The organism is Halovulum dunhuangense, assembly GCF_013093415.1.
Classification (GTDB): Bacteria; Pseudomonadota; Alphaproteobacteria; order Rhodobacterales; family Rhodobacteraceae; genus Halovulum; species Halovulum dunhuangense.
The window spans coordinates 882,170-908,934 of record NZ_JABFBC010000001.1 but is presented as its reverse complement, the minus strand read 5'-3'; the positions used below and the strand labels follow the sequence as shown (position 1 = coordinate 908,934).

Sequence of the window (26,765 nt, the reverse complement as noted above, 5' to 3'; positions counted from 1 at the left end):
GATCAGCAGTTTTCGGGGAAAGCTGCCGGTGTATATATACCCCGGACCGCCAAAGGAAAAGAGGGCTTGATGCGCGCGACCTTTATTGCGCTGGCTCTGCTGTTCGGGGCCACGGGCACCACGGCGCAGGACCGGGCCGGCGATTTCGCCTACTATGTGCTGGCGCTCAGCTGGTCGCCCGCCTGGTGCGCGGCAGAAGGTGACGGCCGCGACGCCGCGCAATGCGACCCGGGCCGGGGGCACGGATTCACCCTGCACGGGCTCTGGCCGCAGCATGAGCGGGGCTGGCCCGAGTTCTGCCGCAGCGCTGCGCGCAATCCCTCGCGGGCCGAGACGGGCGCGATGGCGGACATCATGGGATCGGGCGGGTTGGCCTGGTACCAGTGGCAGAAACATGGGCGCTGCACGGGGCTGGACGCACGAGCCTATTTCGACGCCTCGCGCACCGCATACGAGGCTGTGGCGCTGCCCGAGGTGTTCGAGCGACTGCCCCGAAGGATCACGGCCCCGCCCGAAGTGGTGGAGGAGGCGTTTCTGGAGGCGAACCCGCAGCTGTCGCCCGATGGCGTGACCGTCACCTGCCGCGACGGCCTGCTGCGCGAGGTGCGGATCTGCCTGACCCGGGATCTGGGCCCCCGCGACTGTGCGGCCGATGTCAGGCGTGATTGCAGCGCGCCCCGCGTCGCGGTGCCGCCGATCCGCTGAGCCGGCCTCAGACCGCCAGGACGATCTTGCCGATATGGGCCGAGCTTTCCATCCGGGCATGGGCACGGGCCGCCTCAGACAGGGGGAACGTCTCGTCCATCACCGGGCCAAGACGGCCCGCGGCGATCAGCGGCCAGACCTTTTCCTCAAGCTCTGCCGCGATGGCGGCCTTTGCGGCGACCGATTGCGGGCGCAGGGTAGAGCCTGTGATCGTCAGCCGCCGCATCATGGCAGAGGCAAGGTTCAATTCCATTTTCGCCCCCTGCAGGAAGGCGATCATCACCAGCCGACCGTCCTCGGCCAGAAGCCGCAGGTCACGCGCGATGTAGTCGCCGCCAACCATGTTGAGCGATACATCGATCCCCTGTCCGCCCGTCGCCTCGCGCAGGACGGCGACATAATCTTCCTTGCGGTAGTTGACCGCGCGCTCGGCGCCCAGGTCCTCGCAGGCAATGCATTTGTCCGGCGTGCCGGCAGTGGCGAAGACCCGCGCACCGAAGAGCCGGGCCAGCTGGATGGCCGTCGTCCCGATGCCTGACGACCCGCCATGAACGAGAAACCGCTCTCCGGCCTTCAGGCCGGCGCGCATGAAGACGTTGCTCCAGACGGTGAAGAACGTCTCGGGCAGGGCCGCCGCCTGCAACAGCGAAAGTCCGGCCGGCACCGGCAGCGCGTGCGCCGCGGGCGTGACCGCATATTCTGCATAGCCCCCGCCGGGCAGCAGGGCGCAGACGGCGTCGCCCTCCTTCCAGCGGCTGGCGCCGGGACCGACAGCGGCGACATGGCCCGCACATTCCAGCCCCGGCAGGTCCGAGGCATCGGGCGGCGGGGCATAGTTCCCGGCCCGTTGCAGCGCGTCGGGCCGGTTCACCCCGGCGGCCGTCAGGCGGATCAGGATTTCGCCCGCGCCGGGGCGCGGGACCGGGCGGCGTACCGGGGTCAGCACCTCGGGGCCGCCGGGGGCCGCGATCTCTATCGCCAGCATGTCCGAGGGCAGGCTCATTCCGCGGCGATCCGGGAAGAGTGGGCGAAGTCCCAGTAGAGCGCCCGCGCCTTGCGCGCGACGGGCCCGATGGGCAGGTCGCGATCCTCGAAACGGGTCACCGGCATGACCTTGCTGGCGTTGCCGGTCAGGAAGATCTCCTCGGCGGCGTGGAAATCCCCGACCGTCAGGGATGTCTCTTCCACGACCAGCCCCGCGTCGCGCAGCAGGCCGATGACACGCGCCCGCGTGATGCCCGCAAGGAAGGTTCCGTTCGGCACCGGCGTGAGGACGACGCCATCGCGGACCATGAACACGTTGGTCGAGGCGGTTTCCGCGACATGCCCGTCCAGATCCAGCGACAGCGCATTGTGAAAGCCGCGCGCGCGGGCGTCGCGCACGATCCGCGCGTTGTTGGGATAAAGACAGGCGGCCTTGGCCTCGGTGAGGGCGGTGTCCTGCCGCGGGCGGCGGAAGGGCGACACTGTCAGCGACAGGCCGGCGAAATCGGGAAGCGGCAGATCCTCGATGCAGATGGCCATGCGGGTGGAGCCGGGCTCTGCGTCGATCAGCGCGGGCGAGGCTTCGGTGGACCACATCATCGGGCGCAGATAAAGGGCCGCGCCGGGCGCGAAGCGCTGCACGCCCTCGGCTATCAGGGCAGCGATCTCGGGGCCCTGCATTACCGGGTCCATCCCCATCGCCCGGGCAGAGCGGACGATGCGGGCGCAATGCAGGTCCAGATCGGGCATCACGCCCTCGAAGGCGCGGGCGCCGTCGAAGACCAGCGTACCCTGCCAGGTGCCGTGATCGGCGGCGCCCATGACGGGGGTGTTCCCCTCCTGCCAGTGTCCGTCGAACCAGGTGTGTATCGTCTTGCCAATTGCCATCGCAGCCGCCTCTCAATGATCGGCGGCCACGTTAGCCAGAGCCCGACGCCTGCACAAGGCGACGGTTCAGCGCCGCCAGCGCCCCGGCAGGTCGTCGGCGCCCTGCCCCGGCGCGCGCACATGGCTCAGGATCCGGCCCGGGCCGGCCATGACCGCCTTGCCGATCGGGTGCTCGCGGAAGCGGGCCTTCACCTTTTCGATCTGCATGACATCCCCGATGCGCCGGTCGATGAAGGCGCGCGTCGCCTCCATGTCGGGGCTGTCATCGCCCAGCCAGTAGAGAACCGTCGCCGAATAGACCCCCGACAGGGTGGCACGCTTGGTATACCAGTTCACGTCTTCCGACGTGTCGCCCAACGCAGTCCAGATCGTGTCGGCCGTGTGCCAGATCGCCCGCGCGCCATCCGCGGCATGGATGGGCAGGGCGAACAGGGCGGCCGCGCGCCGCACCGCCTCGCGGTGGGGCGCGACCAGTTCCAGCCGCATCTCGATCGCGCGGGCGACCCGCTCGGAATAGCGCAGCGCGCCCAGGTCCGCCTCGGCCATGCGCCGGGCAAGCGCCGCATCGTTCGCCCAGTGAAAGGCCAGCGCAAGGTCTATGCCGCCGCGCGGAAAGGCCAGCCGCGCAAGGCCGGGATCCACGCCGCAGTCGCGTACCGCATCCGCTATGGCGCGGTCCGTCCAGCCGTCGAACACCACGTTCGGAAGCGCCGCGGCGAGCACGCGCGCCTTCGTGTCCTCGACCGGATCGATCCCGGTTTCCTGTGTTTCGGTCATCAGTCTCTCTCTCTTGCTCCGGTCCGTCCGGGTGTGGACAGTCCGGCATGAGGTTGATATATAGCGGCCTCCTGCGAGATTTCGAAACATTCACATCAGAAAGGTGGTGAAAGCCAGTGCAGGTCCAGGTTCGCGACAACAATGTCGATCAGGCGCTTCGTGCCCTGAAGAAGAAATTGCAGCGCGAGGGTGTGTTCCGCGAGATGAAGCTTCGGCAGCATTTCGAGAAGCCCTCCGTCAAGAAAGCCCGCGAGAAAGCCGAAGCGGTCCGCCGCGCACGCAAACTCGCGCGCAAGAAGGCGCAGCGCGAAGGTCTTCTCTAAGACGACATGGCGTGACCTGCGGGCCCTTCGGGGTCCGTGGCAGACGGGCCCCGGGCGAAAGCCGCGGGGCTTTGTCATTTCTGGCGGATCGCCGGATCGAGTTCAGCTTTCGCCGGTTGGCACGTTCTGCCCGATGTCCTGTTCGTAGCGGTAGCGATTCTCCACCCCCGGAAAGGCCGCGATCTGTTCGCGCAGCACCTCGGGAAAGAAACTGACCCTCAACCCTTCGAAGCCCGGCACGTCGCGCAGCACTTCGGTGGTGTGCACGGTGCAGAACATCTTGGGCGACGGCCCTTGCGCCTGTGCGCGGCGCAGCGCCATTTCGGCCACCGCGGGACTGACGGGGATCTTCTGGACATGGACATGATGGGAAAAGCGGGCGTGGTAACGCTCGTAATAGCTGATCATCCGGTCGTCCGCGCCGTAGTGGATATCGCCCCGCTCGGGCATGTCGGGATGATCAAAGGTTCCCGCGGGGTCGTAGATCACCCGCTCGGATGCGTTGATCACCAGTGCGGAATGCGCGGCGCGCCCGTCGGTGTTGTCGACCATCGACACCACGGCGATATAGGGCGCCTCGCCCGAGACGTGCCGGGCGCGCGCGATCTCGTCCGGGGGCGCGCCCGTCTCTACGGCACAGGCGGCAGTCAGGGCGATGAAGCACAGGGACAGGGCAAGGCGGACGGCGCGCATTGGTGGGGGAACTCCGCGTGGGTCTGGTCAGGAACCGCGCTGGGCGCGCGTGCACTCCATTTCGATACGGTCGTAATCGGGCCCGAATCGGGCGTTGAAATCAACGATCGTCTGGTCGTCGAACTGCGCACCTGAGGCGAGCACGCTCATCATGGACATCAGAGCGCTCAGTCCCGATGCGCCATGCGCCGTTTCGAAATTCGTAAGGATGCAATCGGCGCGGTCCCGACGCGATGCCGGCGCGAGCCCCTCCAGCGGCGAGCGTGGAAGTCTTGCCGAAAATGCATCGGCAAGCGCCGCGAAGCGTTCGACCATCGCGGGATCAGCCGCGGAAACCGGCGTCACCGCCAGCCCGCAGGCGACGATGGCTGCGCCAAGCCGCACAGCCAAGCGCACGGGGATCAGGAATTGAAGATGGCGAGGAAGACGAGGATGCCCGCGCTTATTCCGAAAAGCCATATCCAGAACTTGATGAACCCCTCGAAGGTACGCTCCTGTTCGGTGATGTCCATCTTGCCGTGATCGTGTTCGCTCATGTCCCGAGTCTCCAGTCTCTCCGACCCTTTTGCGGTCGCCTTACAGAGAGATTAGCAGAAAGTCACGTCGAATGCGAAGCGGCCCCGCAAAAAGTATGCAGAAGGATACCGAAGCCGGTTTCACACCCGTTGCCAAAGCCAGGCGCCGCTTTCCGACACGTCCCGGCGCACCTGTCCGCCCCGGTACAGGTGGTTGAGATGGCCGATCGCCTCGGCAAGGGCGAGACCGTATTCCCCTTCGCCGATGCTGCGCTTGTAGAGCGGCGCAAAGCAGTCATGCGCGGTCCGAGGCGTCGCAAGGTGGTCAAGCAGCCTCGCCAGCGCGCCGTGATGGTTGGCGATCAACTGCTCCAGCCGGATCGGCAGGCCGCGAAAGGGCAGTTTGTGTCCCGGCAGCACCAGTTGATCCGGCGTGGCGAGCGTCGCCAGCCGCGCGCAGCTTTCCAGCCAGTCGCCGACCGGGTCGGCCTCGGGCTCGGTCGGCCAGACGCCGAGATTGGAGGATATCCCCGGCAGCACCTGGTCGCCGGCCAGCACCAGCGCGCCATCTTCGGACCAGAGGGTCGCGTGCCCCGGCGCGTGCCCATGGCCGATCACCACGCGCCAGTCCCGGCCGCCCGTCGTGACCTTGTCCCCCTCGGACAGGCGAACATATCCGGTCGGGATCGGATGCACGACATCGGCGAAGTTCCACGGCCGGTCGCGCTTTCGCTTTTCCAGCAGAACGGGATCCATCCCCGCGCGAAGGTAGAAGGCCAGCACCTCCTGCGGGGTCGTATCCTGAATGTCGAGCGTCATCATCCGCGCCATCAGCCACGCCGTCCGGGTCGCCCATATCTGCGCGTCCCGGTGCCGGGCAAGCCAGCCCGCCATGCCGATATGGTCGGGATGGTGATGGGTCAGGATCACCCGCCGCAGGGGCCGTCCCGCCAGCGGTCCGGCAAGGATCGCCTCCCAGAGGGCGACGCTCCGGCGGGAGTGATAGCCGGTGTCCACCACGCTCCACCCGTCGCCATCATCGAGCGCATAGATGTTGACGTGGTTCAGCCGGTTCGGCAGTGGCAGGCGGAACCACAGAATGCCCGGCGCGATCTCCAGCCCCGCGCCCTCTGCGGGCGCGTCGGCATGGGGAAATTCCAGCGCCTGGGAGCCGCCATCCATGATCAGGACGCCAACGCCTCGGGCGAGAGCGCATAGAGATCCTCCGCCCCTGCCCGGGCCGAGGCGCAAAGCGCAGGCACTTCGGGCAGAAGGTGGCGGATCCCGAAACGCGCCAGCGCCAGCCGGTCCGCATCCCCCGCGAGCGCCGCCTTCAGCAGGTAGTGCCCGCCAAGGGTCAGCCCGAAGGCGCGCAGATAGGGGGTCGCCCCGGCGAACCGCTCGTTCAGGTCAGGCGCGGCGACAAAGGCAGTGACCGTCTCCTCCAGGGCCTGGCGCGCCGCGTCCAGCGTATCGGCCAGGTCGGGATGCGCGGCACTGGCGGCTCTGACGGTGGCGCCAACCTCGTCCAGCAGGGCGCGCTGCGCGGCACCGCCATCGGCCAGCTTGCGTGCCACCAGGTCCATCGCCTGGATACCGTTCGTCCCCTCGTAGATCGCGGTCACGCGGACGTCGCGGTAGAACTGCGCGGCGCCCGTCTCCTCGACATAGCCCATGCCTCCATGCACCTGCACGCCAAGCTCGGCCACGCGGCAGCCGGTATCGGTGCCGAAGGCCTTGGCGATCGGGGTCAGCACCGCGCCGCGTGCGGCCCAGGCCTCCTGCCCGGTTTCCGCCGCCCGCGCCATGTCGAGCGAAAAGGCGCAGTCGAGGCAGATCGCCCGCACCATCACGGTCAACGCCTTCATCGTCATCAGCATCCGCCGCACATCCGCATGATCGAGGATGGTGCCGGTCCCCTCGGCCAGCGGCGAGCGGCCCTGGCGCCGGTCCCGCGCATAGGCGAGCGCCTTCTGGAACGCCGCCTCGGCCTGGCTCAGCCCCTGGACGCCAACGCCGAGGCGGGCGTTGTTCATCATGGTGAACATCGCCGCCATGCCGCCCTGCGGCGGGCCGACCAGCCAGCCGGTGGCGCGGTCGTATTCCATCACCGCCGTGGGCGAGCCATGCAGGCCCATCTTGTGCTCCAGGCTGATCGGGCGAAGGCTGTTGGCCACCCCGGGCCGCCCCTGCGCATCGGGGATGAATTTCGGCACCAGGAACAGGCTGATCCCCCTCGTGCCCGGGGCACCATCGGGCAGCCGCGCCAGCACCAGGTGGCAGACATTCCCGGCCATGTCGTGATCGCCCCAGGAGATGTAGATCTTCTGCCCGGTGATCGCGTAGGTGCCGTCGACGTTCGGTTCCGCCTTGGTGCGAAGGGCGCCCACATCCGAACCGGCCTGCGGCTCGGTCAGGTTCATCGTGCCGGTCCACTCGCCGGAGTTCAGCTTCGGCAGATACAGGTCGCGGATATCGTCCGCGGCGTGATGCTCCAGCGCCTCGATCTGGCCCTGGGTCATCAGCGGGTTCAGCGACAGCGACAGGCAGGCGCTGGCCATCATCTCGTTCACGCAGGTGGCCAGGGTCATCGGCAGGCCCATGCCGCCCCAGTCGGGCGCGCCGGACATGCCCACCCAGCCCCCTTCGGCGATCGCGCGGTAGCCGCTGGCAAAGCCCGGCGAGGTGCGCACCACGCCATTTTCCAGCCGTGCCGGATGGAGGTCGCCGGCCCGGTTCAGCGGCGCCAGCACGTCCTGCGCCAGCCGCGACGCTTCGGCCAGGATGGCCTCGGCGGTGTCTGCGGTCGCCTCGGCGAAAAGTGCCGTCGCGGCCAGCCGGTCCGCCCCCAGCACCCGGTCCAGATAGAAGCGCATGTCGGCCACTGGCGCGTGATAGGTCATCGACCGTCCTCCCGATTGCCGCTTGAGGCGCGGCCTGCGTTCCCATATCGCTGCGGGGAACCCTAATTCCCGGCCAACCGCCGGACAAGCGCCAACCCCGCGTCATGTCGACCAGCGAAACGCAGAACACGATCAGGCTTTCCGCAACCCCGCGCGGGATCCGCGCGGCGGCCGGATTGCTGCGCGCGGGCGAGCTTGTCGCCTTTCCGACAGAGACGGTCTACGGGCTGGGCGCGGACGCGACCAATCCGCGCGCGGTCGCCAGCGTGTTCGAGGCCAAGGGCCGGCCACGCTTCAATCCGCTGATCGTGCATGTCCCGGATCTGGAAGCGGCGCGAAAGATCGCCCGCTTCGACGCCCGCGCGCTTGCACTGGCCGATGCGTTCTGGCCCGGCCCGCTGACACTGGTCCTGCCGCTGGCCGAGGGGGCGCGCGTGGCCGACCTGGTGACGGCGGGGCTGCCCAGCGTGGCCATCCGCGTGCCCGAGCATCCGCTGGCGCAGGCGCTGCTGAGGGAATTCGGCGGTCCGGTCGCGGCACCGTCCGCCAACCCCTCTGGCCGGATCAGCCCGACCACGGCCGATCATGTGCTGGACGGGCTGTCGGGTCGCATCGCGGCGGTGCTGGACGGAGGGCCGACGGGCGTGGGCGTCGAATCGACCATACTCGGCCTGACCGGGGACGCGCCCTTGCTGCTGCGCCCCGGCGGCCTGCCGCTCGAGGCACTGGAGGACGCCCTGGGCGAGGCGGTCGCGACAGACATCTCCGGGGACATCACGGCACCCGGACAGCTGAAATCGCACTATGCTCCCGGTGTGGATCTTGTCCTGAACGCGGATGTGGCCGATGCAGGCGCGCTATGGCTGGCCTTCGGGCCGCTTGCGGGGCGCCGGGGGCTCAGCCTGTCCGAACGGCGCGACCTGCGTGAGGCGGCGGCGAAGCTGTTCGCCCATCTTCACGCCATCGACGCGCTGGCGCGGGAAATGGGCGTGAGCCGCGTGCTGGTCGACCCCGTGCCCGATCACGGGCTGGGCCGCGCCATCAACGACCGGCTGCGCCGCGCGGCGGCACCAAGGGACAGCTAGGCGCGGCCGCCTTCCGCAGACAGCAGGCGCGGGTCGATCCCGATCCGGCTCAGCGCCGCGGCCCAGCGCTTTTCCGGCGCGGTATCGAAGACGATCGCCTCGTCCGCGTCACAGGTCAGCCAGCCATTCGCCTGGATCTCCTGCTCAAGCTGGCCGGGCGCCCAGCCGGCATAACCCAGGGTCAGAAGTGCCGCACGCGGGCCGCGCCCCTCGGCGATATCGCGCAGGATGCTGAGCGTCGCGGTCACGCCGAAGCTGTTGCGCACGCTCATGGTAGAGCCGGTCGTGCTGTAATCGGCACTGTGCAGCACGAAGCCGCGGCCATGTTCGACCGGGCCACCGAAATAGACCGTTGGCGTCTGCACCGGATGCGCGACGGGAATGTCGAGCTGGTCCAGCAGTTCGCGGAAGGTCAGCTCCTCGGCGCGCTTGTTGATCATCAGCCCCATCGCGCCCTCGGAGGAATGGGCGCACATGAAGATCACCGAGCGGTCGAATCGCGGATCGCCCATGCCCGGCATGGCGACGAGAAGCTTGCCTTCAAGGAACTCGGCATCGGCCGAGGGGGTATCTTCGCCGGGCTTGATCATGGCCGAAACATGCCCCTCGCCCGGCGATGACACAAGCGGCAACTCTCCGGCTTGTGACTTCCCCCCGCTGCGCGCGAGGCCTAAGCATGTGCCATGGTGGCGCGATTCCTGAGTCTTTCCGTGGCCCTCGTGGCACTTGCAGTCCCTGGCCATCCGGCGCGGGCCCAGCAGGACGTGTCGGCGGTGGACCTCATGCCCGGCTGGGAACTGGAGAACGGGAACCGCATGGCCGGGCTGCGCATCGTGCTTGCGCCCGGCTGGAAGACGTATTGGCGCGCCCCGCAGGGTAACGGCATCCCGCCGGTATTCGACTGGAGCAGGTCCGACAATGTCGCCCGGGCCGTCGTGCACTGGCCACGGCCCGAGATCTTCGAAAGCTTCGGCGCGACCAGCATCGGCTACAGCAACGAGGTGATCCTGCCGATCGAGATCACGCCCGAGCGGCCCGACGCGCAGCTCGAACTGAACCTGTCGATGTTCTACGGCGTCTGCTCCGACGTCTGCATCCCCGCCGAAACGGTCGAGGCGCTGGACATCCAGCCGGGCGAGCAGCAGGGCGCGGGTGCGATCCGCGCGGCGCTGGGCACCACGGCGCTGGGCGCGGCCGAGGCGGGCATCACCGGGCATCGCTGCACGATCCACCCTGCCGGGGACGATTTCGCGCTGACGGCAGCGATGGACTGGCCCGGCCGCAGCTGGACACCCGAGATGGTGGTGATCGAAAGCGGGTCGGAAGATGTGTGGATCGACCCCGAACAGGTATCCGGCGCGGCAGACACGCTGGAGGTGGCGGCAGGGCTTGCCTATTTCGGCGAGGGGCCTTTCGCGCTGGATCGCGGGGCGCTGCGGATGACCCTGTTCGGACCCGGCCGCGCGGTCGAACTTGCCGGCTGCCCCACGGCCCCCTGACGCAGGCCCCCCACTCACTTGCGGCGCTTGTGTTCTTCCAGCCGGGGCATGATCTCGACGAAGTTGCAGGGGCGGTGGCGGTAGTCGAGCTGCCATTTCAGGATCTCGTCCCAGGCGTCGCGGCAGCCGCCGGGGCTGCCCGGCAGCGCGAAGAGATAAGTGCCGCCAGCAACGCCGCCGCACGCCCTGCTCTGCACCGCCGAGGTGCCGATCTTGGCCATCGAGACATGGGTGAACACGGTCGAGAAGGCATCGATCTCTTTTTCATAGACGTCCCGATGCGCCTCGACGGTCACGTCGCGCCCCGTGAGGCCGGTGCCGCCGGTCGATATGACCACGTCCACGGCGGGGTCCGCGATCCATTCCCGCAGCGTATCCGCGATCAGCGCGCGTTCATCCTGCACGATCCTGCGATCGGCCAGCAGGTGCCCCGCCTCGGCGATACGGTCCACCAGCGTCTGGCCGGAGCGGTCCTCCGTCAGGGTGCGGGTGTCCGAGACCGTGAGAACGGCGATGCGGACCGGGATGAACTCGCGGGTTTCGTCGATGCGGGACATGGGATCAGACCTCGAACCAGTTTGGCGTGGGGCCAAGATTGCGGACTTGCGTGGCGCCGATCGTGGCGGAGCGGCCCCAGCTGTCGTGGATATGGCCGCAGACCGCAAGCCGCGGTCGCAGCCGCAGGATCGCGTCGCGGATCGCGGTTGAGCCGACCGAGCGGCCCTGCGAGGTGACGTCCACCGCGCCCTTCGGCGGCGAGTGGGTCACCAGGATATCGGCGCGCGCACAGCGTTCCAGCAGCGCCGCGGCGTCTGTCTCGCCCATGTCGCAGGACCAGGCGCCGAACGGCGTCTCGGGAATGCCGTAGCCCAGGCCGAATATGGCAAGGCCGGCGATCTCGACGCCTTCGCCATGCAGGACCGTCATTCCCTGATGCGCCGCCTCGCGCAGTTCCCCGGCGCTTTCGGCATTGCCGGGCACCATCACGAAGGGGCGGGTCATGTCCTTCAGCATCGACATCGCGCCGACCAGCCCCTCGCGCTGGTTACAGAAATCCCCGGCACCGATCACCAGATCCGCGTCGGCGCTTGCGGCAACCAGCGCCTCGGCGCGGCCACGCGACAGGTGAAGGTCGGAAAAGGCCAGGATCCGGGTCATCCGAGCCGCGCCTTCAGCGCCAGAAGATCGGCCCAGGCCGCGCGCTTCTTGAGCGGGTCGCGCAGCAGCGCCGCGGGATGGAACATCGGCAGCACCGGATGGCCGAGCGCGCTGCCCCAGTTGCCGCGCAGACGGGTGATACCCTCTTTCGTCTGAAGCAGCGATTTCGCCGCCGTGTTGCCCATCACCACGATCACCTCGGGCGCGGCCAGCGCCACATGGCGATGAAGGAAGGGCAGCATCATCGCCAGTTCGTCGGTCGAGGGATCGCGATTGCCCGGCGGGCGCCAGGGCAAGGTGTTCGTGATGTAGAGCGCGGCGCCCGGATCGGTCGCCTGCCGCGACAGCCCGATACAGGCGAACATCCGGTCCAGAAGCTGGCCCGACTGCCCGACGAAGGGCTTGCCCTGCATGTCCTCCTCGCGGCCGGGGGCCTCGCCCACGATCATCACCCGCGCGCCCGGAAGCCCGTCGGCGAACACGAGGTTCCGCGCCCCCTTCTTCAGGGCGCATCCTTCGAAGGCGTCCATCGCCAGGCGCAATTCGTCGAGCGTCCCGCAACGCGCCGCGATGGCAGCCGCAGCCTCGGACGGGGCCGTTTCCGATGCGACAGGCCGTGCGGTGGGCGCGGCTGTCGCGACCGGCGCCTGCGGCTTCGCCGCGTAGCGATCGACCGGCGTCTCCTCGATGCATTCGTCCACCCCGGCCTCGAGTTGCCAGGCGAGGGCCGCCAGCGCGTCGCGCGGGTCCGGGTATGGGTCGAAGGCATCCGTCATCGAGTCGTTCATGCCCCCAATCTAGGCGCCGCGGCCCGTGCCAGCCAGCCCCGCCCGCGGGGATTGTGCGCCCGCCGCGCATTTGACATAACGGCGCGACGCTTCGAGAGGGCATCCCGTTGTTTCCGCACCGCCATCTTCTTGGGATCGAGGGGCTGAGGCCCACCGAGATCACCACGCTGCTCGATCTTGCCGAGACCTATGCCGAGGCGAACCGCGCAGGCCGCGCGCCCGAACGGGTGCTGGCAGGGCTGACCCAGATCAACATGTTCTTCGAGAACTCCACCCGGACCCAGGCCAGTTTCGAGATCGCGGGCAAGCGGCTGGGCGCGGACGTGATGAACATGGCGATGCAGGCCAGTTCCATCTCGAAGGGCGAGACGCTGATCGACACGGCACTGACGTTGAACGCGATGCACCCCGACCTGATCGTGGTGCGCCACCCCCATTCGGGCGCGGTGAACCTGCTGGCGTCGAAGGTGAACTGCGCGGTGCTGAACGCGGGCGACGGGCGGCACGAGCATCCGACGCAGGCGCTGCTGGATGCCCTGACGATCCGCCGGCGCAAGGGCCGGCTGCACCGCCTGACGGTCGCCATCTGCGGCGACATCGCGCACAGCCGTGTCGCGCGCTCGAACATGATCCTGCTCGGGCTGATGGAGAACCGGGTCCGGCTGGTGGGCCCGCGCACCCTGATGCCGTCAGGCGTCGACCACATGGTGGCCGAGACCACCGACGACATGCGCGAGGGGCTGCGCGATGCGGACGTGGTGATGATGCTTCGGTTGCAGAAGGAACGCATGGATGGCGGCTTCATCCCGTCGGAGCGGGAGTATTACCACCGCTTCGGGCTCGATGCCGAGAAGCTGTCCTACGCCAGGCCCGACGCCATCGTGATGCATCCCGGCCCGATGAACCGCGGGGTAGAGATCGACGGTCTGCTGGCGGACGACATCAATGTCAGCGTGATCCGCGAGCAGGTGGAAATGGGGGTCGCCGTGCGCATGGCCGCGATGGACCTGCTGGCGCGCAACCTGCGCGCGGAAAGGGGGATGGCATGACGCTGACCCTGACCAACGCCCGGCTGGTCGACCCCGAGGCGGGGACCGTCGCAGACGGCTCGATCCTGGTCGAGGGCGGCGTGATCGCGGCCCTGGGCGACATTGTCCCGAAGGGCGAGGTGATCGACTGCGGCGGCAAGTGCCTTGCCCCCGGCATCGTCGATATCGGCGTCAAGGTGGGCGAGCCGGGCGAGCGCCACAAGGAAAGCTACCGCACCGCCGGGGCCGCGGCGGCGGCAGGCGGCGTGACCACCATCGTGACCCGCCCCGACACGAGGCCGGTGATGGACACGCCCGAGGCGCTGACCTTCGCCATGCGCCGCGCGGCCGAGGCGGCGCCGGTCAACGTGCTGCCGATGGCCGCGCTGACCAAGGGCTTCGAGGGCCGGGAGATGACCGAGATCGGCTTCCTGCGCGATGCCGGCGCGGTCGCCTTCACCGATGCCGACCGACCGGTGCGCGATCCCAGGGTGCTGATCCGCGCGATGCAGTACGCCGCAGGGCTGGACGCGCTGATCGTCGGCCATGTGCAGGAGCCGGGGCTGTCTGCCGGCGCCTGCATGACATCCGGGCCCTTCGCGGCCAAGCTGGGCCTGCCGTCGGTCAGCCCGGTTGCGGAACGGATGCAGCTCGAGCGGGACATCGCCCTGATCGAGATGACCGGCGTGCGCTACCACGCCGACCAGGTTACCTGCGCCGCCGGGCTCGCGGTGCTGGAGCGGGCCAAGGCCAGCGGATTGCGGCTGACGGCGGGCACTTCGGTCCATCACCTGACGCTGAACACCTTCGACGTGGACGACTACCGCACCTTCTTCAAGGTGAAGCCGCCGCTGCGGTCCGAAGATGACCGGATGGCCACGGTCGAGGCGCTGGCATCCGGCCTCATCGATATCGTCTGTTCCATGCACACGCCACAGGACGAGGAAAGCAAGCGCCTGCCCTTCGAGGAGGCGGCTTCCGGCGCCGTGGGGCTTGAGACGCTGCTGCCCGCCGCGTTGCAGCTTTACCACGCGGGGCATATCGACCTGCCGCGCCTGTTCCGTGCCCTGTCGCTGAACCCGGCGCGGCTGCTGGGCCTGCCCTGCGGGCGGCTGTCCGAAGGGGCGCCGGCGGACCTGGTGCTGTTCGATCCCGACGCGCCCTTCGTGCTGGACCGCTCCACCCTCCGCTCGAAGTCGAAGAACACCCCCTATGACGGGCGGCGGATGCAGGGCCGGGTGCTGCGCACGCTGGTCGGCGGAAAAGAGGTCTTTGCGCGATGAGTTGGGCGCTGGCGCTGCTGGGCGGCTACCTGCTGGGCTCGATCCCCTTCGGCATCGTGATCACCCGCGCGCTGGGGCTGGGCGACCTGCGCCAGATCGGATCGGGCAATATCGGTGCGACCAACGTGCTGCGCACCGGCAACAAGCGGGCGGCGCTGGCCACCCTTGTTCTCGACAGCGGCAAGGGGGCGGCTGCGGTGCTGATCGCGCTATGGCTGGCAGGGTCCGGGGCGGCGGCGGTGGCGGGGCTTGGCGCGTTTGCGGGGCATCTCTATCCGGTGTGGCTGCGCTTTCGCGGCGGCAAGGGGGTCGCGACCTATCTGGGCATCCTGCTGGCCATGGCGCCCCTTGCGGGGATCGGTGCCTGCCTGACCTGGCTCGCGACGGCCGCGATCGGGCGGATCTCGTCACTCTCGGCGCTTGTGGCCGCAGCGCTTGCGCCGCTCTATGTGTGGTTCGCGGGCAGCCCTCTGGTCGAAACCCTGGCCACGGCGGTGATGGCCGTGTTGATCTTCTGGAGGCATCGCGACAACATCGGGCGGCTGCGGGCCGGGACGGAGCCCCGGATCGGACGCGGCCGCCAGACCTGATGCCGTCCCGTGGGCCGGCCGGGCCGAGGGGAGTGGTAAGCGGTGACCAACGGCGAGCGTACGCCTTCGGCGGAGCGGCGGAAAATGGGAATGGGCGGGGCCATCATGGCCTGTCTGGAGCGGTTCATGGAATTTCGCGGCCGCGCGCGGCGGTCGGAATTCTGGTGGTTTTTCCTGTTCACCGTCCTGGTCGGGATCGCGACCGTTCCGCTGGAACTGGCGCTTCAGACCAAGATGATCTCGACCGGGGTCAGCGTCGCCTTCCTCATGCCCACGCTTTCGGCCGCCTCGCGGCGGCTGCATGATACCGGGCGCTCGGCGCTATACCTGCTTGCACCGCTGCTGTGCCTGCCCTTCTACTTTCTGGGTCAGGCGGCGATGGCGGGGGCGTTCCTGTTCTGCCTGGCGATGCTTGTGCTGATCCTGTGCCTGCCCGGCCAGATCGGCGCCAATCGCTACGGGCCCGACCCGCTGAGCGCGCCGGACCTCGCCGCGTTCGAGTAATTCTCAGTAGCTGTATTCGGCGTAGACGCGGTCCAGATCGCCCGCCCAGGCGCCGTGATACTTCGCCAGCATCTCGTCCGCGGGGGTCTGGCCGGACTCCACCGTCTCGTGCAGGGCATTCAGGAAATGCGTCTCGTCCGCGATGAGCCCGCCCGCGCCCTTGCGCGCCCGCGCCACCAGCCCGGCCTGCGACACCGCCAGCACCTCGCGCGCAAGCTCGCGCATCGACCGGCCGCGGATCTCAGCCTCGAGCCCCAGCTTCGCCGCATCCAGGCGCAGCGTGTCGCGCTCCTCCGCCGTCCAGTCCTTCACGATATCCCACGCACCATCGAGCGCCGAGCGGTCGTAGAGCAGCCCGACCCAGAAGGCCGGCAGCGCGCAGAGCCTGCGCCACGGGCCGCCATCGGCGCCGCGCATTTCCATGAATTTCTTGATCCGCGCCTCGGGGAAGATCGTGGTGAGGTGGTCGGCCCAGTCGCTGAGCGTCGGCTTCTCGCCCGGCAGGGCGGGCAACTCGCCCTTCAGGAAATCGCGGAACGACTGGCCCAGCGCGTTGATGTATTTCCCGTCGCGATAGACGAAGTACATCGGCACATCGAGCGCGTAATCGACGTAACGCTGGAAGCCCATGCCATCCTCGAACACGAAGGGCAGCATCCCGGTCCGCGCGGGGTCCAGGTCCCGCCAGATCCGCGCGCGCCAGCTTTTCCAGCCGTTGGGCTTGCCCTCGAAGAAGGGCGAGTTGGCGAAAAGCGCAGTCGCCACCGGTTGCAGCGCCAACGCCACCCGGAATTTCCGCACCATGTCCGCCTCGGACGAAAAGTCGAGGTTCACCTGCACGGTGCAGGTCCGGTACATCATCTGAAGCCCGTGGGTGCCCACGCGCTGCATGTAATCGGTCATCAGCCGGTAGCGCCCCTTGGGCATCATCGGCATCTGTTCATGGGTCCAGACCGGGGCGGCGCCCAGTCCGATGAAGCCGGCGCCGATGCGGTCGGCGATCTCCTTCACCTCGCGCAGGTGCTGGTTCACCTCGTCGCAGGTCTCGTGGATCGTTTCCAGCGGCGCACCGGACAGTTCCAGTTGGCCACCCGGTTCCAGGCTGACATTCGCGCCGTTCTTCACCAGCCCGATGATGTTGCCACCCTCGAGCACCGGCTCCCAGCCGAAGCGTTCGCGCAGCCCCTCCAGCATCGCCCGGATCGAGCAGGCACCGTCATAGGGCAGCGGCAGCCGCTCCTTGTAGCAATAGCCGAATTTCTCGTGCTCGGTGCCGATACGCCACGATTCCACAGGTTTGCAGCCCGACTCGAGATAGCTCGCAAGCTGGGAGAAATCCTCGATCGGGCCACCGCCGGACTGGGGTATCGACATGGGCGCAGCTTCCTCTTCAATACGCCCGCATGGGCTTAGACGCTCCGAGATAATCCCGCAAGCGGTGCGGTCGAGAGCCTCAGGGCAGTGACCGCCGCCAGACCGCGACGCGCTGGGCGCGCCGCGCCTCAAGCGCTGCCAGCGCCGCGTCCATCCGGATCCCCGGCAGCGCGGAAAAGACGTCGACCAGCCGCCCCGCGCCGCGCGCGCCCAGCGGGATCCGCAGGGGAAGCCCGTCGTCATGGGTCAGCACCCAGACCGCATCGCCCGGATCGCCCGGGGTCAGCAGATCCAGTCGCGACAGGGCGTCGAGATCGACGAAGCCGCCGCCCTCCGGGCCAAGATAGCCGACCCGACGTTCGTCTATCTCGACCAGCCCGGCACCGGTTCCCCCGCCCTGGAACCGCGTGCGCCGGTACCAGGCAAGCCCCGCCAGGGCCGACAGGGCAACGATGCCCGCGCCGAACCCCATGACCAGCCAGCCGCCAAGCTGGACGCCGCGCACCAGAAGCAACGCCCCCACCGCGCCTGCGCCCGCATAGATCGCAGGCTCTGACCAACGGGAAAGGGTGGCGATGGCCTTGGGACGGATCATCGGACCGTCGCCGTAACGGCCCTTCCTGCCCCTGGGGCCGGCGCCGCGTCGGCACCGCTGGCATTGCGCTCACATGGGCGCAGGCACCGCGCAGCAGCGATGCGTCGGGACGCCCGGATCGCGGAATGCCGACAGCCCCCGGCCAGCATGGGCGTCGTTGGGCCAGACTGTCGTCCGGGGCTCACGTCCAGTCCCCAAGCTGCATCTGCCAGGCGGTGATGGCCGCGGCGGCAGCGGTGTCGGCGCGCAGGATGCGCGGCCCCAGCGTGACGGGCACGACCCCGGGAATGGCGCGCAGCCGCGCGGCTTCGTCCGAAGCGAAACCGCCTTCGGGGCCGACCAGAATGGCCCAGGGGCCGCCCCCGGCACCTGCCAGCGCCTCGGCCACCGGCAGTGCTGTGCGGGCCTCGTCGCAGAACATGAGCCGCCGGTCGGCCGGCCAGTCGCCCAGCAGGCGGTCCAGCCGGACCGGCTCGGCGACCTCGGGGACGAAGGTGCCGCCGCATTGCTCCGCCGCCTCGACCGCATGGGCCTGAAGCCGGTCAACGCGGACCCTTTCGGCATTGGTGAAGCGGGTCAGCACGGGCTGGATGCGCGCACAGCCCAGTTCGGTCGCCTTCTCCACGATGAAATCGGTGCGTGCCTTCTTGATGGGCGCGAACATCAGCCACAGGTCGGGCGGGCCCAACTGCGGCGCCGTCTGCTCGAGGATGCGGAGCCGCGCGCGCTTCTTCTCCATCACCTCGATCACCGCGCGCCACTCGCCATCGCGCCCGTTGAACACCGCAACCTCGTGTCCCGCCGCCCGGCGCATCACGCCACCAAGGTAATGCGTCTGCGCCGGCGTCAGTTCCACCATCTGCCCGACCGACAGCGCCGCGTCGAGAAAGAGCCTGATCTTCGGGGAATTCTCTGTCATATACTCCGGTCCCATGATCGACCTGGACCATATACAGAACGGCGGGCCCGACGGAAGGGTCGCGGATGCGACCGACCGCAACTGGGTGGACCGCCATGCACCGCGGGCCACACGGCCCTATCTTCGACTGTCCCGCGCCGACCGTCCCATCGGCACCTGGCTGCTGCTGCTTCCCTGCTGGTGGGGGTTGTCGCTTGCGATCGCGGCCGACCCCGCCTCGGCGGGTTGGGGGGACGCCTGGATCGCACTTGCGTGCGCGCTGGGCGCGTTCCTCATGCGGGGCGCGGGCTGCACCTGGAACGACCTGGCCGACCGAGAGATCGACGCCGCCGTGGCACGGACCCGCTCGAGGCCATTGCCATCGGGGCAGGTCAGCCCGCGCGGCGCCTTCGTCTGGATGTGCGCGCAAGCCCTCATCGCCTTCGGGATCCTTCTCACCTTCAACGGATTCGCGATTCTCCTCGCCTGCGCGTCGCTGGGCTTCGTCGCGATCTATCCCTTCGCCAAGCGCTTCACCTGGTGGCCGCAGGTGTTCCTCGGCCTTGCCTTCAACTGGGGCGCGCTGGTTGGGTGGGCGGCGCATACCGGGTCGCTGTCGGCGGCGCCGGTGGCGTTGTACCTGGCCGGGATCGCCTGGACCCTGTTCTACGACACGATCTACGCGCACCAGGACAAGGAGGATGACGCGCTGATCGGCGTGAAGTCCACCGCACGGCTGTTCGGGGGCGCTACAGCGCGATGGCTGTTCTGGTTCCTGGTCGTCGCCGTCCTGCTGATGGCCTGGGCCGCAGCGCAGGCGCTTCTGGCAAAGGCGGGCGGCGTTGCGCTGATCGCGGGCATCGGCGCGGCATGGGCCTTCGGGTGGCATCTGGCGTGGCAGATCCGGCATCTGGACATCGACGACAACCCGACCTGCCTGCGGCTGTTCCGCGCCAACCGGGAGGCCGGCCTGATCCCGGTGGCGGGTTTCCTGCTTGCCGCGCTGCTGGGGGGGATGTCGGCTTGATCCGCCGGTATCGACTCAATAGGGTGCCGTCGGTATCCAACCGCCCGGGAGTCACGCGGTGCCCACCAGAAAAGCCCTGATCTTCGCCGCGGCTGCGCTTGCCGCAGGCACCGGTGGCGCACTCGTGTCGGCGAGCGTCGCAGTGGGCCTGCTGGAACAGCAGGCCGTCGCGCGGGTCGAGGCGGTCCTGGCACCCGAGGACGACTGGCTCACGCTTCGACCCGACGGTGCCATCCTTGTCCTGAGCGGCGAGGCCCCGAGCCCGCAGGCCCAGATCGAGACGCTGGCGCGCATCGGCGGGGCCGCTGCCGGTATCCGGATTGCCGACACGACGACGGTCGCGGCGGCAAGCCAGATCGCTTCGCCCATGCCACGCCCCGCGGCAGCCGAAGCGGCCGAAGCGGCACCGGCCGGTACGCACCGGATCGAGATACTGCGCAACGGCCCGCTCGTGACCCTGTTCGGCGAGGCGCCAGAGGCAGCCACGGGCGACGACGGGCTGGCGGCGCGGCTTGCCGCATACAGCGTCACCGACATGCTTGAGCCCGGCCCCGGTCGCCCCGCTGCGGGCTGGGACGAAAGCCTTGCCTTCGCGCTTCTGGCGCTCGAACGGCTGGAACAGGCGCGGATCACCGTCAGCCCCGGCCGGGTCAGCCTTTCGGGCAGCGTCGAGTCGCTGGAGGAGCGTCAGGCCGTGCTGGAGGCGCTGGCCGCGGAACGCCCCGAGACGGTGACGCTGGAAACCGACCTTTCCGTGCCCCGCGCGGTCATCGCCCCCTTCGTGTTCCGCGCGACACTCGCATCGGACACCGGTCTCCAGGTCAGCGGCTGCACCGCCGAGACGGAGGCCGGGCGCGATCGCATCCTTGCTGCCGCGTCCGTGCTGGGCTCGGAACCCGATTGCGCGCTGGGCCTGGGGGCCCCGAGCCCCGAATGGGGCCTGGCCGTTGCCGCGGGGATCTCTGCCCTGGGCGCATTGGGCGAGGGCACGCTCGACATCGTGGATCAGGACATCGCCCTGACCGGCCCTGCGGGCATGGAGCCGATAGCGTTCGATCGCGCGGTCGATGAACTGCGCGCCACCCTGCCCAAGGTATTCTCGCTGTCTGCCGCCCTGCCCCCCCCGCCCGAGCCGGAGGTGGTCGAGGAAGTCGCACCGCCGCATTTCATCGCGGTGCGCACCGAGGACGGCGCCGTCCGGTTGCGCGGCGACGTGCCGGACGAACAGCTGGGCCAGACTGCGGAGACCCTTGCCGAAGCGAAGTTCGGCTTCGACACGGTGATCAACGAAACGGTGATCCGCGACGATCTGCCGGGCGGCTGGTCGGCCCGCGTCGTCGGCGGGCTCGAGGGGCTGGGGCTTTTGCAGACCGGCCAGCTCGAGATCACGGCGACCGAAGTGAAGCTGACCGGGACGACACCCAGCGACGAGGTGCAGGACAGGCTGCGCGACGTGCTGGCCGAGCGGCTTCCGGACACTGCCGTGGCGCTGGATGTCTGGACCGACGAGCAGTTGCTCGTGGACCAGGTGCTGGCCGTGCCCGCCGTTCTCTGCGCGGAGCGCCTGACGCTCGTCCTGGAGGCGGCGCAGATCAGCTTCCCGCCGGGAGAGACCTCGATCGACGAGACGAGCCTGCCGATCGTCGATCGGCTGGCCACGATCCTTCAGGAATGTCCCGGGGCGCGGTTCGAGATCGGCGGCCATACCGACAGCCAGGGCAGCGAGAGCGGCAACATGGCACTCAGCCAGGCGCGGGCCGACGCCGTGCTCGCGGCGCTGCTTGAACGCGGCGTTGACACCGTGTTCCTCTACGCCCGCGGGTATGGCGAGAGCGAGCCGATCGCCGACAATGGCACCGAAGAGGGCCGCGCCATGAACCGGAGGATCGCCTTTTCGCTCGTTCCCGGCGAGGACGAGGTGGAAGCCGATACCGAAGCAGGCGAAATCCTGCAGGCCGAGGACGAGACCCAGGAGGATACCGGGATCGAGACGTCGCGGGGCGAAAGCCCCACGGTGATCGTGGTGCCCGCCGGAACCGATCCCGCGACGGTACTGCCCGAGGCGCAGGATGCGGCTGGAAACGATGCGGCGGCAAGCGTCGCGGCATCCGACGAGCCGGCGCAGGAACCGGCCCCGACCGTCGGGGACGCTGCGGAAAACGCACCCGCGGGATCAGAGGATGCACCGGCAGACGCCACGGAAGAGGCCGGCGGCGAACCCGATGCACCGCCCGCTGCGGAGCCGGATCCCGACGCGCCGCCCCGACCGATGCCACGACCGGAAAGCGTCTCGGCAGGCGAAGGAAACTGAGCATGGACCGCACGCAGCTCACACTCATCGCCGCAGCGGCGCTGCTTTTCGCACTGATCCTTGGCTGGACGCTGCGCTGGGTCTACGAGCTTCTGAACCCGCCGCCGCCGCCAGAGCCGAAGGCAGACAGCGAATGGGCCGAGTATGCCCGCAGCTGCGAGGCGCAGCGCGACGAGGCCATCGCGAGGCAGTCGGAAATCGAGCGCGAGCTGGGCGGCAAGCTGGCCCAGGCCCAGGCGGAACTGAGCGCCACTATGGACGGGCTGCGCGACGCGCGCGCCAGCGTCCGCGAGCTTGAGGCGGAACTGGAAAGCCTGAAGGCCGGACAGGCCGGCTGAGCGTCAGGCCTTCCAGCGCGCCAGCGCTTCCTCGTCCGAATCCCGTGCATCCACCCAGCGCCCGCCATCGGGCGTGCCTTCCTTCTTCCAGAAGGGGGCGCGGGACTTGAGGTAATCCATCAGGAACTGAGCCGCCGCAAAGGCGTCGTGCCGGTGCGGCGAGGCGGTCGCGACCAGTACGATCTGATCGCCCGGGGCAAGCGGGCCGTAGCGGTGTACGATCAGGCTAGCCTGAAGTTCCCAGCGCGTCCGGGCCTCGGCCTCGATCTGCTCCAGTGCGCGCTCGGTCATGCCGGGGTAATGCTCCAGCGTCATCGCATCGATGGGGGCACCGTGGGCCATGTCGCGCACCAGCCCGGTGAAGGTGACGATCGCGCCGATGTCCCGGCGTCCGTCGCGCAATGCGCGCAGCTCGGCCGCCAGGTCGAAATCTGCGTCCTGGACCCGTACCGCCACGGCTCAGCCGCCCGTCATCGGCGGAAAGAACGCCACCTCGCGGACACCCGCGAGCGGCGCATCCAGTTCCGCCAGATCCTGGTCCAGCGCCACGCGTATGGCGCCCATGTCTGAAAAGGCCACGGCGTATCGTTCTTCGCGCCCGCGCAGCTCGTCGATCAGATCGGCAACGGTCGCGGCATCGGTCTCGACACGTTCGCGCGGCATACCGATCCGTTCGCGGACCCAGGCGAAATAGAGAACGTCCAGCGTCATTCCTTGGCCTCCCTCAGATAGGGCAGGGATTTCACGAAATAATCGAGGCCCGTCACCGCCGTCAGAAGCGCGGCCAGCCACAGCAGCACCAGGCCCGCGACATGCATCACATCATATAGGAACGACAACAGGCGCAGCCCAAGGGGGTCGGTCCCCTGCCCGGCGAGGATGGCCTCGAAACGGGCCGGCTCCATCGCGTAATATATCGCTTCGATCTGTGCCTGAAGCATCAGCGTGACGAGAAGCGCGGGCAGCGCGAACATCTGCACGGTGGTCTTCCACTTCGCCAGCCGCGTCACCTTGAGCAGCCCCGCCTGCGCGCCGAGGAACTCCCGCAGCCCCGAGACGAAGACCTCCCGGAACAGGATCACGGTCGCGGGGATCAGCACGAGCGTGTTCATGCCGCTCAGCCCCATCACCACGGCGAGCGCGATCACCACCATCGCCTTGTCGGCGATCGGGTCCAGCATGCGCCCGAAATTCGACACCTGCCCCCAGCGGCGGGCCAGCCAGCCGTCGAGATAGTCTGTCAGGGCGGCCCCGATGAACAGAAGCAGCGCGACCAGATCCGCCAGCGGCCGGGGCACCAGGACGAACACCAGCGCAAAGGCCGGGGCTGCGACCAGCCGGCCGACGGTCAGGATGTTCGGAATGGTCCAGCGCATGTCATTCTCCGGGGGCCGGTCGGCCTCTTATCGCGGGACTGCGCTGCCGGTTCAAGAGGCAGGGGCGCGCAGTGCCTTTTCATCCAGCCTCATGGAAATGGGCGTAGATCGTCTCGGCCATCGAATCCGATATGCCCTCGACAGCCTTCAGATCGGCAAGCCCCGCGCGCGACACCGCCTTGGCCGATCCGAAATGGGCCAAGAGCGCACGCTTGCGGGTGGCCCCCACGCCGGGAATGTCATCGAGTGGCGTGCGGCTGACGGATTTCGCGCGCTTCGCCCGGTGTGCCCCGATGGCCCAGCGATGCGCCTCGTCGCGCAGGCGCTGGATGAAATACAGCACCGGGTCGCGATGCGGCAGCGCGAACGGGCGTTGGCCGGGACGGTGGAACTCTTCCTTGCCGGCATCGCGGTCGAGCCCCTTGGCCACGCCGACCATGGCAATGTCGGAAACGCCCATCTCGCGCATGACCTCGGCCACGGCCGACACCTGCCCGGCACCGCCGTCGATCAGCAACAGGTCCGGCCAGGCGTCGCCCTGCCGCTCGGGATCCTCTTTCAGCAGCCGCGCGAAACGGCGCTCCAGCACCTCGCGCATCATGCCGAAATCGTCGCCCGGGGTCAGATCCTTTGAGCGGATGTTGAACTTGCGGTACTGCGACTTGAGGAAACCCTCGGGCCCCGCGACGATCATGCCGCCAACGGCATCGGTGCCCTGGATGTGGGAGTTGTCATAGACCTCGATCCGCTGCGGCGGGCCGTCCAGGTCAAAGGCATTGGCCAGCCCCTCGAGCAGACGCTGCTGGCTGGCGCTTTCGGCCATGCGGCGGCCCAGCGCCTCGCGCGCGTTGCGCAGCGCACTTTCCACGAGCTGCGCCTTCTCACCACGCTGCGGCACATGCAGCGCCACCTTTCGGCCCAGCCGCGCACTCAGCGCCTCGGTGATCAGATCCTCGTTGTCCACCGGATGGCTGAGCAGGATCTGCACCGGCGGCGTCTTGTTGTCGTAGAACTGGGCGAGGAACGCTTCCAGCACCTCGCCCGGCTCGGTCCCGGCGGACAGGCGCGGAAAGTAGGCCCGGTTGCCCCAGTTCTGGTTGGCGCGGATGAAGAACACCTCGACGCAGGCCTGCCCCCCCTCCTGGTGGAGCGCGATGACATCGGCCTCGGTCACGCCCTGGGGGTTGATGCTCTGGCCGGACTGCACATGGGTCAGCGCCCGGATCCGGTCGCGCAGGGCGGCCGCGCGCTCGAACTCCATCGCCTCGGAGGCCTGCTGCATCTGCGCGGCCAGTTCCGCCTGCACCTTGGTGGTACGGCCCTGAAGGAAGCGCTTCGCATCGTCGAGGTCGCGGGCATAGTCCTCGGCCGTGATGTAGCCGACGCAAGGCGCCGAGCAGCGCTTGATCTGGTACTGAAGGCAGGGGCGCGTCCGGCTTTCGAACATCGCATCCGTGCAGTTGCGCAGCAGGAACGCCTTTTGCAGCTGGTTCAGTGTCCGGTTGACTGCGCCCGCGCTGGCGAAGGGACCGAAATAGCTGCCCCGGTCCCGCTTCATGCCGCGATGCTTCCGGATCGCCGGATAGGCATGGTCATCCGGGATCAGGATGTTCGGGAAGCTCTTGTCGTCGCGCAGAAGGACATTGTAGCGGGGCTTGAGCTGCTTGATCAGGTTCTGCTCGAGAAGCAGCGCCTCGGTTTCCGTCTCGGTCGACAGGAACATCATCGAGGCGGTCGCGGCGATCATCCGGCCGATCCGCGCCGAATGGCCTGCGGGCTTGGCGTAGTTCGCCACCCGTTTCTTCAGGTTGCGCGCCTTGCCGACGTAGAGGACAGCCCCTTGCGCGTCGAGCATCCGGTACACGCCCGGCCCGTTGCCGAGCCGCTTCACATAGCCCGCGATAAGCCGATGCCCGCGCTGCTTTTCGGCGCGGCCTTCTTCATCGAAACCTTCTGTTACGTTGTCTTCTGGGCTCATGCTTCACGGGTCCGTGATTCTGCGTCTGGCTGCCGCCAAAGCGGCTCGATATCAAGCGAAAACCTTTCCACGATTCCTGTGGATAAGTCTGGGCAAAAACCTTGGCGGAGTTTCACCGAGCCAAGCAAACAAGGCCCGGATTCACCTTGCTTAATTTTTAGGCACTTTTTCAAGCCGCTGTTTTCATTATAAAAAATATTTTGTTCGGGCAAATTAATGAAAACATTAAAAAATCGTGACGTTATTTTTGCCGGAACGGTCGCGGTGGACAAAGTCGCTTTGGGCTTGCGTTTCCGAATGGCAGGGCTTTCTGCGCCTGAACCTGATTCATTCAACGCCAAGCACGTCCGGAGTCTGCCAGGCGAGGTGCTGGCCACCGTCGAGGCACAGGAGCTGGCCGGTCAATCCGTGCGCATCCAGGATGAATCCCAGGGCCCGGCAGATCTCCTGCGGATCCGAGCCGCGGCCAAGCGGCGTGGCGGCGCGCTGATCGGCAAAATGGCCCGGGCTTTGCCGCGCGCCCTGCATCGTGGGCCCCGGACCGATGCCGTTCACACGGATATCCGGTGCCAGCGCCTGGGCCGCGGTCCGGGTGAACGCCCACAGCCCCATCTTTGCCAGCGTGTAGGTCATGAATTCCGGCGTCAGCTTGCGCACGCGCTGGTCGATCATGTTCACCACCAGCCCGGAGGCGATCGGCTCTCCGGCGGCGTCCACCCTGCCCTTCGGGCATTGCGCGGCGAAGGCCTGGGTCAGGAAAACCGGCGCCTTGAGGTTCGATCCGACATGCCTGTCCCAGCTTTCGGCGGTGGCGGTCGTGATGTCGTCATGCTCGAAGATCGAGGCGTTGTTGATCAGCACCCCAAGCGGCCGGCCCAACGCCTCGGCTGCGCGGGGGACCAGCGTCGATACGGCGTCATGATCCAGAAGATCGCCCTGCACCGTCACCGCCCGTACCCCCAGCGCGCGCGCCTCGGCCGCCGTCTGCTCCGCCTCGTCGCGGCTCGAGGCGTAATGCACCGCAACGTCATGCCCGCGGCGGGCAAGTTCCAGCGTCATGGCGCGGCCGATGCGCCGGGCGGCGCCGGTCACGAGTGCGGGTTCGGTCATCGCTGTCTCCCTCGGGTCAGGGCGCACATATAGGG

Annotated in this window: 32 protein-coding genes; 11 read left to right on the top strand and 21 right to left on the bottom strand. The window is 68.4% G+C overall.

Translation table 11 applies throughout. From position 1 onward, the window contains the following. Nucleotides 1–69 precede the first annotated feature (69 nt). Complete coding sequence (locus HMH01_RS04500; protein WP_171322876.1) at nt 70–705, top strand: ribonuclease T2 family protein; 636 nt, start codon at nt 70–72, stop codon at nt 703–705. 7 nt (nt 706–712) lie between these two features. On the opposite strand, the gene HMH01_RS04495 is transcribed toward HMH01_RS04500, so the two are convergent. From HMH01_RS04495 to HMH01_RS04485, 3 genes are all read right to left on the bottom strand, one after another. Next, nucleotides 713–1,708, bottom strand: coding sequence for an NAD(P)H-quinone oxidoreductase (locus HMH01_RS04495; protein ID WP_171322874.1), 996 nt, complete (start codon nt 1,706–1,708; stop codon nt 713–715). Continuing rightward, nucleotides 1,705–2,577 (bottom strand): branched-chain amino acid aminotransferase, encoded by an 873-nt coding sequence (locus tag HMH01_RS04490; RefSeq protein ID WP_171322872.1) that lies wholly within the window; start codon nt 2,575–2,577, stop codon nt 1,705–1,707. The genes HMH01_RS04495 and HMH01_RS04490 overlap by 4 nt, the downstream gene beginning before the upstream one ends. Before the next feature lie 66 nt (nt 2,578–2,643). Further along, a complete protein-coding gene (locus tag HMH01_RS04485) occupies nt 2,644–3,354 on the bottom strand; it encodes a COQ9 family protein (protein WP_171322870.1) in 711 nt (236 codons plus the stop codon). A gap of 116 nt (nt 3,355–3,470) precedes the next feature. Here HMH01_RS04485 and rpsU point away from each other — a divergent pair, with 116 nt between their 5' ends. Then, entirely contained in the window at nt 3,471–3,677 is a 207-nt protein-coding gene (rpsU, locus tag HMH01_RS04480; protein ID WP_161860351.1) for a 30S ribosomal protein S21, read from the top strand. Between the two features lie 102 nt (nt 3,678–3,779). On the opposite strand, the gene HMH01_RS04475 is transcribed toward rpsU, so the two are convergent. The 5 genes from HMH01_RS04475 to HMH01_RS04455 form a co-directional block, all read right to left on the bottom strand. Further along, complete coding sequence (locus HMH01_RS04475; RefSeq protein ID WP_171322868.1) at nt 3,780–4,370, bottom strand: hypothetical protein; 591 nt, start codon at nt 4,368–4,370, stop codon at nt 3,780–3,782. Nucleotides 4,371–4,397: 27 nt separating this feature from the next. Continuing rightward, complete coding sequence (locus HMH01_RS04470; protein WP_171322866.1) at nt 4,398–4,760, bottom strand: hypothetical protein; 363 nt, start codon at nt 4,758–4,760, stop codon at nt 4,398–4,400. 11 nt (nt 4,761–4,771) lie between these two features. Continuing rightward, nucleotides 4,772–4,906 (bottom strand): aa3-type cytochrome c oxidase subunit IV, encoded by a 135-nt coding sequence (locus HMH01_RS04465; protein ID WP_171322864.1) that lies wholly within the window; start codon nt 4,904–4,906, stop codon nt 4,772–4,774. Nucleotides 4,907–5,026: 120 nt separating this feature from the next. Next, nucleotides 5,027–6,067 (bottom strand): MBL fold metallo-hydrolase, encoded by a 1,041-nt coding sequence (locus HMH01_RS04460; RefSeq protein ID WP_171322862.1) that lies wholly within the window; start codon nt 6,065–6,067, stop codon nt 5,027–5,029. Between the two features lie 2 nt (nt 6,068–6,069). After that, a complete protein-coding gene (locus HMH01_RS04455) occupies nt 6,070–7,788 on the bottom strand; it encodes an acyl-CoA dehydrogenase (RefSeq protein WP_171322860.1) in 1,719 nt (572 codons plus the stop codon). 104 nt (nt 7,789–7,892) lie between these two features. On the opposite strand from HMH01_RS04455, the gene HMH01_RS04450 reads away from it, so the two are divergent. Beyond that, nucleotides 7,893–8,873 (top strand): L-threonylcarbamoyladenylate synthase, encoded by a 981-nt coding sequence (locus HMH01_RS04450; RefSeq protein ID WP_171322858.1) that lies wholly within the window; start codon nt 7,893–7,895, stop codon nt 8,871–8,873. On the opposite strand, the gene HMH01_RS04445 is transcribed toward HMH01_RS04450, so the two are convergent. Continuing rightward, complete coding sequence (locus HMH01_RS04445) at nt 8,870–9,463, bottom strand: YqgE/AlgH family protein (RefSeq protein WP_171322855.1); 594 nt, start codon at nt 9,461–9,463, stop codon at nt 8,870–8,872. The genes HMH01_RS04450 and HMH01_RS04445 overlap by 4 nt on opposite strands. A 93-nt stretch (nt 9,464–9,556) precedes the next feature. On the opposite strand from HMH01_RS04445, the gene HMH01_RS04440 reads away from it, so the two are divergent. Next, entirely contained in the window at nt 9,557–10,372 is an 816-nt protein-coding gene (locus HMH01_RS04440; protein WP_171322853.1) for a protein-disulfide reductase DsbD domain-containing protein, read from the top strand. A gap of 14 nt (nt 10,373–10,386) precedes the next feature. Here HMH01_RS04440 and moaB read toward each other — a convergent pair whose 3' ends face one another. From moaB to HMH01_RS04425, 3 genes are read right to left on the bottom strand one after another with little or no spacing between them, the layout of a single operon-like run. Then, the gene (moaB, locus tag HMH01_RS04435) at nt 10,387–10,929 is read right to left on the bottom strand and encodes a molybdenum cofactor biosynthesis protein B (protein ID WP_171322852.1); all 543 of its coding nucleotides are present in this window, start codon (nt 10,927–10,929) and stop codon (nt 10,387–10,389) included. Between the two features lie 4 nt (nt 10,930–10,933). After that, entirely contained in the window at nt 10,934–11,530 is a 597-nt protein-coding gene (locus HMH01_RS04430) for a metallophosphoesterase family protein (RefSeq protein ID WP_171322850.1), read from the bottom strand. Next, complete coding sequence (locus HMH01_RS04425) at nt 11,527–12,318, bottom strand: uracil-DNA glycosylase (RefSeq protein ID WP_246237272.1); 792 nt, start codon at nt 12,316–12,318, stop codon at nt 11,527–11,529. Before HMH01_RS04425 ends, HMH01_RS04430 begins: the two co-directional genes overlap by 4 nt. Before the next feature lie 107 nt (nt 12,319–12,425). On the opposite strand from HMH01_RS04425, the gene HMH01_RS04420 reads away from it, so the two are divergent. The 4 genes from HMH01_RS04420 to HMH01_RS04405 all read left to right on the top strand — a co-directional run bounded on the left by HMH01_RS04420 (nt 12,426) and on the right by HMH01_RS04405 (nt 15,723). Continuing rightward, nucleotides 12,426–13,367 carry an aspartate carbamoyltransferase catalytic subunit gene (locus tag HMH01_RS04420; protein WP_171322848.1) on the top strand — a complete coding sequence of 314 codons (942 nt, stop codon included), beginning with the start codon at nt 12,426–12,428 and terminating at the stop codon, nt 13,365–13,367. Next, nucleotides 13,364–14,629, top strand: a complete 1,266-nt coding sequence (gene pyrC, locus HMH01_RS04415) for a dihydroorotase (protein ID WP_171322846.1) — start codon at nt 13,364–13,366, stop codon at nt 14,627–14,629. The genes HMH01_RS04420 and pyrC overlap by 4 nt, the downstream gene beginning before the upstream one ends. Continuing rightward, nucleotides 14,626–15,219, top strand: a complete 594-nt coding sequence (gene plsY / locus HMH01_RS04410; RefSeq protein ID WP_171322844.1) for a glycerol-3-phosphate 1-O-acyltransferase PlsY — start codon at nt 14,626–14,628, stop codon at nt 15,217–15,219. The genes pyrC and plsY overlap by 4 nt, the downstream gene beginning before the upstream one ends. Before the next feature lie 90 nt (nt 15,220–15,309). Then, nucleotides 15,310–15,723 carry a DUF805 domain-containing protein gene (locus tag HMH01_RS04405; protein WP_171322842.1) on the top strand — a complete coding sequence of 138 codons (414 nt, stop codon included), beginning with the start codon at nt 15,310–15,312 and terminating at the stop codon, nt 15,721–15,723. A gap of 3 nt (nt 15,724–15,726) precedes the next feature. Here HMH01_RS04405 and HMH01_RS04400 read toward each other — a convergent pair whose 3' ends face one another. The 3 genes from HMH01_RS04400 to HMH01_RS04390 form a co-directional block, all read right to left on the bottom strand. Beyond that, on the bottom strand, nt 15,727–17,097 hold the full coding sequence (locus HMH01_RS04400; RefSeq protein ID WP_171322840.1) for a glutamate--cysteine ligase: 1,371 nt from the start codon (nt 17,095–17,097) through the stop codon (nt 15,727–15,729). Nucleotides 17,098–17,176: 79 nt separating this feature from the next. After that, entirely contained in the window at nt 17,177–17,692 is a 516-nt protein-coding gene (locus HMH01_RS04395; protein ID WP_171322838.1) for a hypothetical protein, read from the bottom strand. 181 nt (nt 17,693–17,873) lie between these two features. Beyond that, entirely contained in the window at nt 17,874–18,611 is a 738-nt protein-coding gene (locus HMH01_RS04390; RefSeq protein WP_171322836.1) for a 16S rRNA (uracil(1498)-N(3))-methyltransferase, read from the bottom strand. Nucleotides 18,612–18,624: 13 nt separating this feature from the next. Here HMH01_RS04390 and ubiA point away from each other — a divergent pair, with 13 nt between their 5' ends. The 3 genes from ubiA to HMH01_RS04375 are packed head-to-tail and all read left to right on the top strand — an operon-like array spanning nt 18,625 to nt 22,266. Next, the gene (gene ubiA / locus HMH01_RS04385; RefSeq protein WP_171322834.1) at nt 18,625–19,617 is read left to right on the top strand and encodes a 4-hydroxybenzoate octaprenyltransferase; all 993 of its coding nucleotides are present in this window, start codon (nt 18,625–18,627) and stop codon (nt 19,615–19,617) included. A gap of 58 nt (nt 19,618–19,675) precedes the next feature. Next, a complete protein-coding gene (locus HMH01_RS17985; RefSeq protein ID WP_171322832.1) occupies nt 19,676–21,928 on the top strand; it encodes an OmpA family protein in 2,253 nt (750 codons plus the stop codon). 2 nt (nt 21,929–21,930) lie between these two features. Next, nucleotides 21,931–22,266 (top strand): hypothetical protein, encoded by a 336-nt coding sequence (locus HMH01_RS04375; RefSeq protein ID WP_171322830.1) that lies wholly within the window; start codon nt 21,931–21,933, stop codon nt 22,264–22,266. A gap of 3 nt (nt 22,267–22,269) precedes the next feature. On the opposite strand, the gene moaE is transcribed toward HMH01_RS04375, so the two are convergent. The 6 genes from moaE to HMH01_RS04345 all read right to left on the bottom strand — a co-directional run bounded on the left by moaE (nt 22,270) and on the right by HMH01_RS04345 (nt 26,730). Beyond that, nucleotides 22,270–22,722, bottom strand: a complete 453-nt coding sequence (moaE, locus tag HMH01_RS04370; RefSeq protein ID WP_171322828.1) for a molybdopterin synthase catalytic subunit MoaE — start codon at nt 22,720–22,722, stop codon at nt 22,270–22,272. A 3-nt stretch (nt 22,723–22,725) separates the two neighbouring features. Beyond that, the gene (gene moaD, locus HMH01_RS04365; protein WP_171325218.1) at nt 22,726–22,971 is read right to left on the bottom strand and encodes a molybdopterin converting factor subunit 1; all 246 of its coding nucleotides are present in this window, start codon (nt 22,969–22,971) and stop codon (nt 22,726–22,728) included. A 2-nt stretch (nt 22,972–22,973) separates the two neighbouring features. Then, on the bottom strand, nt 22,974–23,642 hold the full coding sequence (pgsA, locus tag HMH01_RS04360) for a CDP-diacylglycerol--glycerol-3-phosphate 3-phosphatidyltransferase (protein WP_171322826.1): 669 nt from the start codon (nt 23,640–23,642) through the stop codon (nt 22,974–22,976). A gap of 79 nt (nt 23,643–23,721) precedes the next feature. Next, a complete protein-coding gene (gene uvrC / locus HMH01_RS04355) occupies nt 23,722–25,620 on the bottom strand; it encodes an excinuclease ABC subunit UvrC (RefSeq protein WP_171322824.1) in 1,899 nt (632 codons plus the stop codon). Further along, nucleotides 25,617–25,961: a hypothetical protein gene (locus tag HMH01_RS04350; protein ID WP_171322822.1), complete on the bottom strand. Its 345-nt coding sequence runs from the start codon at nt 25,959–25,961 to the stop codon at nt 25,617–25,619. The genes uvrC and HMH01_RS04350 overlap by 4 nt, the downstream gene beginning before the upstream one ends. Then, on the bottom strand, nt 25,948–26,730 hold the full coding sequence (locus tag HMH01_RS04345; protein WP_171322820.1) for an SDR family oxidoreductase: 783 nt from the start codon (nt 26,728–26,730) through the stop codon (nt 25,948–25,950). The genes HMH01_RS04350 and HMH01_RS04345 overlap by 14 nt, the downstream gene beginning before the upstream one ends. Nucleotides 26,731–26,765 lie beyond the last annotated feature (35 nt).